General features: G+C 70.8%; 9 protein-coding genes and 1 pseudogene. 5 read left to right on the forward strand and 5 right to left on the reverse strand.

Annotated elements, in window-relative coordinates:
- Positions 1 to 87: 87 nt before the first annotated feature.
- Genes KXR53_RS33960 through KXR53_RS33975 form a run of 4 tightly spaced genes read right to left on the reverse strand, consistent with a single transcriptional unit; the run spans position 88 to position 3,517 of the window.
- Positions 88 to 1,347: an ABC transporter substrate-binding protein gene (locus tag KXR53_RS33960; RefSeq protein ID WP_437380056.1), complete on the reverse strand. Its 1,260-nt coding sequence runs from the start codon at positions 1,345 to 1,347 to the stop codon at positions 88 to 90.
- 59 nt (positions 1,348 to 1,406) lie between these two features.
- Positions 1,407 to 2,456 carry an aldo/keto reductase gene (locus tag KXR53_RS33965; RefSeq protein WP_437380057.1) on the reverse strand — a complete coding sequence of 350 codons (1,050 nt, stop codon included), beginning with the start codon at positions 2,454 to 2,456 and terminating at the stop codon, positions 1,407 to 1,409.
- A gap of 7 nt (positions 2,457 to 2,463) precedes the next feature.
- Positions 2,464 to 2,814: a TIGR04076 family protein gene (locus KXR53_RS33970; protein ID WP_437380058.1), complete on the reverse strand. Its 351-nt coding sequence runs from the start codon at positions 2,812 to 2,814 to the stop codon at positions 2,464 to 2,466.
- Entirely contained in the window at positions 2,807 to 3,517 is a 711-nt protein-coding gene (locus tag KXR53_RS33975) for a GntR family transcriptional regulator (protein ID WP_437380059.1), read from the reverse strand. Before KXR53_RS33975 ends, KXR53_RS33970 begins: the two co-directional genes overlap by 8 nt.
- A gap of 193 nt (positions 3,518 to 3,710) precedes the next feature.
- Between KXR53_RS33975 and KXR53_RS33980 the strand changes: the two genes are divergently transcribed.
- From KXR53_RS33980 to KXR53_RS34000, 5 genes are read left to right on the forward strand one after another with little or no spacing between them, the layout of a single operon-like run.
- Positions 3,711 to 4,466, forward strand: coding sequence for an ABC transporter ATP-binding protein (locus KXR53_RS33980; RefSeq protein ID WP_437380060.1), 756 nt, complete (start codon positions 3,711 to 3,713; stop codon positions 4,464 to 4,466).
- Positions 4,466 to 5,197 carry an ABC transporter ATP-binding protein gene (locus KXR53_RS33985; protein WP_437380061.1) on the forward strand — a complete coding sequence of 244 codons (732 nt, stop codon included), beginning with the start codon at positions 4,466 to 4,468 and terminating at the stop codon, positions 5,195 to 5,197. The genes KXR53_RS33980 and KXR53_RS33985 overlap by 1 nt, the downstream gene beginning before the upstream one ends.
- Entirely contained in the window at positions 5,194 to 6,105 is a 912-nt protein-coding gene (locus KXR53_RS33990) for a branched-chain amino acid ABC transporter permease (RefSeq protein ID WP_437380062.1), read from the forward strand. Before KXR53_RS33985 ends, KXR53_RS33990 begins: the two co-directional genes overlap by 4 nt.
- Positions 6,102 to 7,106, forward strand: a complete 1,005-nt coding sequence (locus KXR53_RS33995) for a branched-chain amino acid ABC transporter permease (protein ID WP_437380063.1) — start codon at positions 6,102 to 6,104, stop codon at positions 7,104 to 7,106. Before KXR53_RS33990 ends, KXR53_RS33995 begins: the two co-directional genes overlap by 4 nt.
- Entirely contained in the window at positions 7,090 to 8,553 is a 1,464-nt protein-coding gene (locus KXR53_RS34000) for an aldo/keto reductase (protein WP_437380064.1), read from the forward strand. Before KXR53_RS33995 ends, KXR53_RS34000 begins: the two co-directional genes overlap by 17 nt.
- A 136-nt stretch (positions 8,554 to 8,689) precedes the next feature.
- On the opposite strand, the pseudogene KXR53_RS34005 reads toward KXR53_RS34000, so the two are convergent.
- Positions 8,690 to 8,979: pseudogene (locus tag KXR53_RS34005) on the reverse strand (sorbosone dehydrogenase family protein); the annotation flags it as partial.

Consider the following 8,979-nt stretch of genomic DNA (forward strand, 5'->3'; position numbering starts at 1 on the left):
GTCAGAGTCTCGCGTCGGGAGCCGACGTCATTCCGCGTGCGCGATGCCAGTCGGGTGTAGCGCGCGAACGGCCCCTCCCGGCGTGATTTACTTCGCCAGCCCGGCCTTGATCTTGTCGACCTCGGCGGCGCTCATCTCGCCAACGGTCGTGACCTTGCCGTCCTGGATCCGCCACAGCCGGAACGGGCCGGTGATGTCGCCGTACTGGTCGAAGCTCACCGGGCCGATCACGCCTTCGTATTTGATCGCCTTGCCGTCCTTGATCAGTTGCAGCGCCTTGGCGAACTCTTCCTTGCCGGCATGGATCGGCGTGCCGCCTTCGGCCACCACCTGCGGGATCGCGGCCTTGATCGTGGCGGCATCGGGCTTGCCGGCCTTGGCGATGGCCAGCGCGACGATGGCGCCGGCGTCGTAGGCGCGGTCGGCCGCCGGCGCGTCCGGCTTGATGCCGCCGGAGAAGGCCTCGTAGGCGCCGTAGAAGTAGTCGGTCGAGGCCGTCTTGGTCGTGCCCGAGGAGGTGCCGTAGGCGTCGTTCAGATACTGGGCGCCGACGGCTTCGATGAAGTCGCTCGAATTCATGCCGTCATTGAGCAGAAACTTCTGCGGGCCGCCGCCCGAGATCCAGGCGCGGGCGATGGTGGCGCCGTCGACCGGGGTGCTGACCAGGTACAGCGCCTCCGGCTCTCCCGCCATGGCGGCGCTGGCCTCGGCGGAATAGCTCGCCTGCTGCTCGTTGTAAGGCGTGGTCGAGGTGATGGTGCCGCCCAGCTTGGTGTAGGCGGCCGAGAACTCGCGGACGATGTTCACGCCGAAGTCGTTGTTGACGTGGATGATGGCGATCTTCTTCAGGCCCTGGTCGAGCGCGTATTTCGCCGCCGCCGTGCCCTGCAGCGCGTCGGAGGTGATGGTGCGGAAGAACACGCCGTTGGTCTTGCCCTGCTTGCCGAGCTCGGTGAGGGTCGGGGAGGAGGAGGCGGGCGACACCTGCACCACGCCGGCCGGCGCCGTGACCGAGGTCAGGATCGGGATCGACACCGAGGAGATGATGCCGCCGATCACCACCGGCACCTTCTTGATGTTGACCAGCTGCGTCGCCTGGTCGACGGCGACGGTGCCCTGGCTCTGGCTGTCGCGGGTGTCGGTCACCAGCCTGCAGCCGGCGGCGCCGCCGGCCTCGTTGATATCGCGGAACGCCATCTCGACCGATTTGGCGCCGGCCTGGCCATAGGCGCCGGCCGGGCCGGTCAGCTCCATCACCACGCCGACGGTGATGTCGCAGGCGACGGCCGGCAGCGCCGGTGCGGCGATGGCCGCCACCAGGGCAGTGGTCAGAAGAATCCGTTTCATCGCTGTGCTCCCTGTTTGATTGGGCCGGCGACCTGCCGTCGGCCGTTGATTGACGAAGGTCAGGCGGCGCCCTTGTTCAGATTGTATTTCATGACCGCGCCGTGGCGGCCGTGACGGTCCCGCTCCAGCGTGTAGACGTCGCCCTCGATCTCCCGCGCCCCCGCCAGCGCCTCGGCGATCAGGGCATGGTCCGCCTCGGTCAGGGCGAGGTCCGAGATGGCGAGATTCGCGGCCAGGTGGTCGCGGTTGCGGGCGCCGACGATCACCGCCGCCACGCCCGGCCGTCCGAGCATCGCGGCGCTGGCCACAGTGGCGATGTCGGTGCCGTGCCGGTCGGCGACCCGGCGCAGCGCCTGCAGCAGGGCCTGGAACAGGTCCCAGCCGCCGAGATCGTCGATGATCAGCTTGTATTTGACCAGCGACCGGTTCTCCAGAGGCTCCGCCGGCTCCGCCGCGCCGAGCCAGCGGTCCCCGAGGAAGCCGCCGGCGACGGTGCCGTAGCAGAGGAAGGAGACGCCGTGATCGGCCGCGGCCCGGGCCATCCGCCGCTCCGGCCGGCGGTCGAGCAGCGAGTACTGCACCTGCATGGTGGTCAGCTTCACGCCGGCCCGCACGATCTCCAGCATGTGGTCGGTGTCGAAATTGGTGCCGCCGATCTTGTGGATCTTGCCGGCGCGGCGCAGCTCCTCCAGCCACAGCGCCGCCTCGCGCCAGCGCGGCGCCGCATAGTCCCACCAGTGGAACTGCACGAGGTCCAGCCGCTCCAGCCCCAGGCGCCGCAGCGACTGGTCGATCACGGCCTCGACATCGGCCTTGCGGATCCGCGGCAGGATATCGAGATCGGGCACGAACTTGGTGTGCACCTTGATCCGGCCCAACGCCTCCGCCCCGCGCAGGTCGCGATACCGCCGTCGGAAGCGGCCGATCATCTCCTCGACGCCGGTGTAGATGTCGGCGCAGTCGAAGGCGGTGATGCCGGCATCGGCGAAGGCCACCATGTCGGCCACCGGGTCGTCGCTGCGGGCCGTGCCGTGGCCGCTCGACAACTGCCAGCCGCCGCGGATCACGCGCGAGATCTCGTAGTCCGGGGCCAGCCGGGTTCTCTGCATGGTTGCCTCAGTCCTTGTGGAGCGGCACCGCGGTGGTCGCGGCATGGCTGAACCGGCGCCGGCCGGTCCGGGTGATGCGGAAGCGCGACGAGCAGTTCGGGTCGGGGCAGGCGACCTCGGCATCCGTCGTCATCCAGTCATTGGCATGGGTCGGGCGCTGCTTGGCCGGCAGCAGCGGCAGCAGCGCCGCCAGCGAGTAGATCGAGAAGCCCTGGCCCGGCGGCAGGTGCAGCATCTCGCCGCGCAGCTCGAAATAGTCGCCGACCTTGGCGCCGCAGTAGATCGGCCCGCCTTCGGGCGCCACCACCTCGACCCGCAGGTCGTACAGCTCGAAGCCGTCGTCGCGTGTGTCAGCCATAGGCTCTCTCCTCGGCATCCTCGGCATCCAGCCGCCCGCGGATCAGGCGGAAGGAGCGGGTGATGTCGCTCGTCAGCGCCCGGGTCGCCCCGCCGGCATCGCCGCGCTCCAGCGCCTCGATCAGCTCCCAATGGTAATGGGTGGCCGGGATGTCGCGCTGCTCGTCATGGATCTGCGCCGCGGCGCGGACATAAGGGCCGGACTGCAGCCACAGGCTCTCCACGATCGGGATCAGCACGGCCGAGCCGGCGGCGCGGTAGATGGCGAAGTGGAAGTCGTGGTTCAGCTCCGAGGTCCGGTGCGCCTTGTCCGGATCGTCGCTGCGGAAGGCCTCCTCGCATGCCACCGTCAGCTGCCGCAGCCGGGCGAAATCCTCTTTCGACAGATTGGGCAGCGCCAGCGCCGTCACCTGGCCCTCGATCAGGCAGCGGGCGCGGGCGAGGTCGTCGAGACGCTCGCGCGTGATCAGCGGCACCCGTACCGAGCGGTTGGGCAGCGCCTCCAGCGCCTGCTCGGAGACCAGGCGCCCCAGCGCCTCGCGCACCGGCATGGTGCTGGTCCGCAGCGTCTCGGCCAGCTCGACGATGCGCAGCACCTCGCCGGCGTCGAACATGCCATGGATCAGCGACCGGCGCAGCTCGGCATAGACCCGGTCGTGCAGCGTCTCGCGCCCGACCGGCGACAGCGCGCGCCGGCGGCTCATGCGGCCGCGACCCTGTGTGGCACTGCGGGCTGGGCGTCCCGATCGGGCATGGGCCCTCCAGGCTGGATGCTCCTGAATTTTCTACTTGCCATCCCGCAGGCTGTAAACTTTGATCAAACATCACCGATCAAAAATTGGTCCGAGGCGGATGCAGCCTGCCGCACATGCCCCGAACGCTTCCGACGGCGCGCCCGTGATTGAGGGGCGCGGCCTGGTCAAGCAGTTCGGCGGCCTGCGGGCGGTGGACGGCATGTCGATCGCGCTCCATCCCGGCGAGATGCTGGGGCTGATCGGGCCCAACGGCGCCGGCAAGACCACGCTGTTCAATCTGCTGGCCGGCAGCCTGGCGCCGAGCGCCGGGACCATCCGGATCGCCGGCCGCGCGCTGCCGCGCCGGGGGCCGGAGCAGCGCATCGCCCATGGCGTCGCCCGCACCTTCCAGATCCCGCGCCCCTTCGCCGAGATGACGGTGCTGGAGAATGTGCTGACCGGCGGGCAGCGGCAGGCGGGCGAGCGCATCTGGCTGAATCTCCTCCGGCCCGGCCGCGTCGCCGCCGAGGAGCGCGCGGCGGTGGAGAAGGCGCGGGCGCTGCTCGACTTCGTCACCCTGTCGCATCTGGAGCAGGAGCCGGCGCGCGTCCTGTCCGGTGGCCAGCGCAAGCTCCTGGAACTGGCGCGGGTGCTGATGGCCGACCCGCAGGCGATCCTGCTCGACGAGCCGGCCGCCGGCGTCGCCCCGGCGCTGCTCGACCTCATCATCGGCCGAATCCTCGAGCTGAACCGGCAGGGGCGGTCGATCCTGCTGATCGAGCACAATATGGAGATGGTGGCGCGGCTGTGCGGCCGGGTCGTGGTGATGGCGTCGGGCCGGTACCTGACCGAGGGCGCGCCGGACGAGATCGCGCGCAACCCGGCCGTCGTCGACGCCTATCTCGGCGGGGTGGCCTGATGGATGCCCTCTCGACCCGGAACCTCGTCGCCGGCTACGAGCCCGACCTGCCGATCGTGCGCGGCGTCGACCTGCGGGTGAGGGGCGGGGAGCTGGTGGTGCTGCTGGGGCCGAACGGCGCCGGCAAGTCGACCCTGGTCAAGGCGATCGCCGGGCTGGTGCCGGTCCATTCCGGCACGGCGGCGCTGGGCGGCACGGACATCACCTTCGTGCCGGCCCACGAGAAGATCCGCCACGGCCTGGCCTTCGTGCCGCAGACCGAGAACATCTTCGCCACGCTGTCGATCCACGACAATCTGCGCGCCGCCGCCGACATCCTGCCGAAGGAGCGGCGCACCCGGCGCATCGCCGACCTCTACGCCATGTTCCCCGACCTCGCGGCGCGGCCGTCGCTGCGGGCCGGGCAGCTCTCGGGCGGGCAGCGCCAGATGCTGGCGGTGGCCCGCGCCCTGGTGGTCGAGCCGTCGGTGCTGATTCTCGACGAGCCCTCGGCCGGCCTGTCGCCGAAGATCGTGGCCGAGGTCTTCGCCCGGCTGCAGGCGATCAACCGGGCCGGCGTCACCATCGTGCTGGTCGAGCAGAATGTGAAGGCGGCGCTGGCCATCGCCGACCGGGCCGTGATCCTGGTGGAAGGGCAGGTGCGCCACGAGGGGCCGGCCGCTGGGCTGGCCGAGGACCCGATCGTGGCCGAGCTCTATCTCGGCGCCCGCCGCCACCGGGCCGCGCCATGACCCCGCAGGTGATCATGGACGGGCTGATCACCGGCGCGATGATCGGGCTCGGCGCCATCGGCGTGACCCTGACCTATTCGATCCTGCGCTTCGCCAATTTCGCCCATGGCGAGCTGCTGTCCTGGGGCGCCTATGCCGCCCTGGCCGCCGCCGGCGCGCTCGGCGGCGTCTCCGGCGGGCTGCTGGCGCCGATCGGGCCGTTCTCCTTCGGCTGGGCGCTGCCGATCGCGGCGCTGGTCGCCGTGGCGCTGACCGGCGGGCTGGCGCTGCTGGTCGACGCGCTGCTGTTCGGCCGCCTGCGCGACCGGCGCAGCACGGTCATCATCCTGGTGATGGCCAGCTTCGGCGCCGCGTTGACGCTGCGCAGCCTGCTCGAATTCATCTTCACCTCGAAGCCGGCCTACTACACCAAGGCGCTGCAGATCGCCCTGCCGCTGGGCGGCGGTCTCCGGGCCACGCCCGACCAGCTGCTGTCGCTCGGCGTCGCCGCCATCCTCGTCCTCGCCGTGCACCTGATGCTGACCCGGACCGCGACCGGCCGCGCCATGCGCGCGGTCAGCGAGAATCCACAGCTGGCCGGCGTGGTCGGCATCGATGTGCGCCAGGTGGTCCGCACCGTCTGGCTGATGGGGGCGGGGCTCGCCGCCGTCGCCGGCATCTTCGCCGGGCTGCTGGTACAGATCCGGCCGCAGATGGGGCTCGACCTGCTGCTGCCGCTCTTCGCCGCGACGATCCTCGGCGGCATCGGCAGCGTGCCCGGCGCCATGCTGGCGGGGCTGGTCGTCGGCCTGGCCGAGGCGGTCGCCGTGCCGCTCGTCGGCGGCGAATGGCGCGCCGCCGTCGCCTTCGTCGTGCTGGTTCTGGTGCTGCTGATCCGCCCGCAGGGTCTGTTCGGGAGGGCGGAATGAGCGTCGAGCTGATCGCTTATGGCTGCTTCTTCCTGACCATGGCGCTGACCTATGCCGTGATGTGCCTCGGCCTCAACCTGCAATGGGGGCAGACCGGGCTGTTCAATGTCGGTGTCGCCGGCTTCGTTGCGATCGGCGCCTATGTCTCGGCGCTGCTGACGACGCCGGAGGCGCCCGACCGCTTCGGCGGCTTCGGCCTGCCGATCCTCGTCGGCTGGCTGGGCGGGGCGCTGGCCGCAGCCCTGGTCTCCTTCCTGATCGGGGCGCTGACCATCCGGCTGCGGGCCGACTATCTCGCCATCGCCACCTTCGGCATCGCCGTCACCATGCAGCTCTGCGCCCTCAACCTGGTCTCGGTCACCGGCGGGCCCTTCGGCATCGGCTTCATCCCGCGGCCCTTCGCCGACATGGCCGGCGACCCGCTGCTGTTCAGCCTGGCCAATCTCGGCATGCTGGCCGCGGTCGTCGTACTCCTCTACCTCGCGCTGGAGCGGCTGGTGCGCAGCCCGTGGGGCCGGGTGCTGCGGGCGATCCGCGAGGACGAGACGGCGGCCCGCGCCCTCGGCAAGAACGCGCGGGCGTTCCGGCTGCAGGCCTTCGCCATCGGCGGCGGCATCATGGGTCTGGCCGGGGCGGCGCAGGCGCATTTCATCGGCTTCATCGCGCCGGACAACTACCTGCCCCGGCTCACTTTCCTGGTCTGGGCGATGCTCATCGTCGGCGGCTCGGGCAACAATCGCGGCGCCATTCTGGGCGCGGTCTTCGTCTGGGGCCTCTGGGCGGCCTCGGGCGGCGCCATCTCGGCTCTGTTCCCGCCCGACCAGCAGGCGCGCGCCGCCGCGCTGCAGATCGTGATGATCGGCGTCGCCCTCTGCTCCATCCTGCTGCTGCGCCCGCGCGGCATGCTGGGCGAGGATCGTGTGGTGTCGCGCCATCTCGGCCGGCTGTCGGGCGCTGGCCGGCCCATCAGCGAGGAGACGTCCCGTGCCGGCAATCCCTGAGCGCATCGATCTCGGCCCCGGGCTCTCGATCAGCCGTCTGGTCTGCGGGCTGTGGCAGGTGGCCGACCTCGAGAAGGACGGCACGACGCTCGACCCCGAGCGCGGCGCCGATGCACTCGACGCCTATGCCCGGGCCGGCTTCGACACCTTCGACATGGCCGACCATTACGGCAGCGCCGAGCTGATCGCCGGCCGGCTGCTGGCCCGCCGCGGGAAAGGCGCCGGGCGGCCGCTGGCCTTCACCAAATGGTGCCCGGAGCCGGGGCCGATGACCGCCGAGGTGGTCCGCCGCGGCGTGCAGGAGCGGCTCGGCCGGCTGGGCGTCGACCGGATCGACCTGCTGCAGTTCCACTGGTGGACCTTCGAGCATCCGGCCTGGCTCGACGCGCTGCACGAAATGGCGCGGCTGCAGGCCGAAGGGCTGATCGGGGCGATCGGCGTCACCAATTTCGACGCCGCGCATCTGGCCGTGGCCCTGGCGGATGGAGTGCCGATCCTGACCAACCAGGTGTCGTTCTCGCTGATCGACCGCCGCGCCGCCGGTGCGCTCTCCGATCTGTGCCGGGCGAAGGGCGTGAAGCTGCTGGCCTACGGCACGCTGTGCGGCGGCTTCCTCTCCGACAAGTGGCTGGGGCGGCCGGAGCCCGTCGCGTTGCCGGACTGGAGCCGCTCCAAATACAAGCGCTTCATCGATGCGGCGGGCGGCTGGAACGTCTTCCAGGGCATCCTGCAGGCCGCCGCTGACGTTGCGAGGAAGCACGGCGTTTCCCTCTCCAATGTCGCGACGCGCTGGGTGCTGGAGCATGAGGCGGTCGCTGCCGCCATCATCGGCGCCCGGCTGGGCGAGAGCGAGCACCGCGCCGACAATCTGCGGGTCTTCGATTTCACGCTCGACGCCGAGGACAAAGGGAGGCTCGAAGCCGCCTTCGCCGCAGCGACGCCGATCCCCGGCGATTGCGGCGACGAATACCGGCGGCCGCCCTATCTCACCGCCTCGGGCGACCTCAGCCACCATCTCGACGCCCTCCCGTCGATCTTCACGGCCGAGCCGATGCCCGGCCGGCCGGACCGGCTGCGGGTCTCCTCCGGCAGCGTGTGGGAGCCGATCGCCGGCTACAGCCGTGCTGTCCGGGTGAAGGACACCATCCGCGTCTCCGGCACCACCGCCACCCATGGCGGCGACCGCTGTGTGGCGCCAGGCGACCCCGGGGCGCAGACCACCTACATCCTCGACAAGATCGCCGCCTCGATTGCGGCGCTCGGCGGGACGATGGAGGATGTGGTGCGCACCCGCATCTATCTGCGCGACGCCGCGAAATGGGAACCGGTGTCGCGGGCCCATGGCCGGGTGTTCGGCGCGGTCAAGCCGGCCAACACGCTGGTTCAGGCCGGCGACCTGGTCGGCGACTACGAGGTCGAGATCGAGGCCGAGGCGGTCGTCTCGTAAGACGGTCCGGGGGACACAAAACAGAGAGATCGCGACCGCCGCGGTCTGAGCGCAAGCTGGCAGCTGGTCGAGCTCGGTTTGGTGGGCTTCCTGTGATAATGCCGCGGCGTCCCCTGGCGTTCGACGGGGCCCACAATCACGGCCGCTGCGCGGTCTGCTTCTGTGCCGGCGCGACGCGCCAGACGGCGTTGCCGACATCGTCCGCCACCAGCAGCGCACCGCGGCGGTCGATGGCGACGCCCACCGGCCGGCCCTGCGCCTCGCCGTCGGCGCTGATGAAGCCGGTCAGCACGTCGACCGGCGGGCCCGACGGGCGGCCGCCGGAGAACGGCACGAAGATCACCTTGTAGCCGCTCAGCGGCTTGCGGTTCCACGAGCCGTGCTGGCCGACGAAGACGCCGTGGCGGAACCGCTCCGGCAGCAGCG

Source organism: Inquilinus limosus (assembly GCF_051487185.1).
GTDB classification, from domain to species: Bacteria; Pseudomonadota; Alphaproteobacteria; order DSM-16000; family Inquilinaceae; genus Inquilinus; species Inquilinus limosus_F.

Coding starts and splice junctions, on each gene's coding strand:
- KXR53_RS33960 (WP_437380056.1), bottom strand. CDS start 1,347: ATGAAACGGATTCTTCTGACCACTGCCCTGGTGGCGGCCATCGCCGCA.
- KXR53_RS33965 (WP_437380057.1), bottom strand. CDS start 2,456: ATGCAGAGAACCCGGCTGGCCCCGGACTACGAGATCTCGCGCGTGATC.
- KXR53_RS33970 (WP_437380058.1), bottom strand. CDS start 2,814: ATGGCTGACACACGCGACGACGGCTTCGAGCTGTACGACCTGCGGGTC.
- KXR53_RS33975 (WP_437380059.1), bottom strand. CDS start 3,517: ATGAGCCGCCGGCGCGCGCTGTCGCCGGTCGGGCGCGAGACGCTGCAC.
- KXR53_RS33985 (WP_437380061.1), top strand. CDS start 4,466: ATGGATGCCCTCTCGACCCGGAACCTCGTCGCCGGCTACGAGCCCGAC.
- KXR53_RS33990 (WP_437380062.1), top strand. CDS start 5,194: ATGACCCCGCAGGTGATCATGGACGGGCTGATCACCGGCGCGATGATC.
- KXR53_RS33995 (WP_437380063.1), top strand. CDS start 6,102: ATGAGCGTCGAGCTGATCGCTTATGGCTGCTTCTTCCTGACCATGGCG.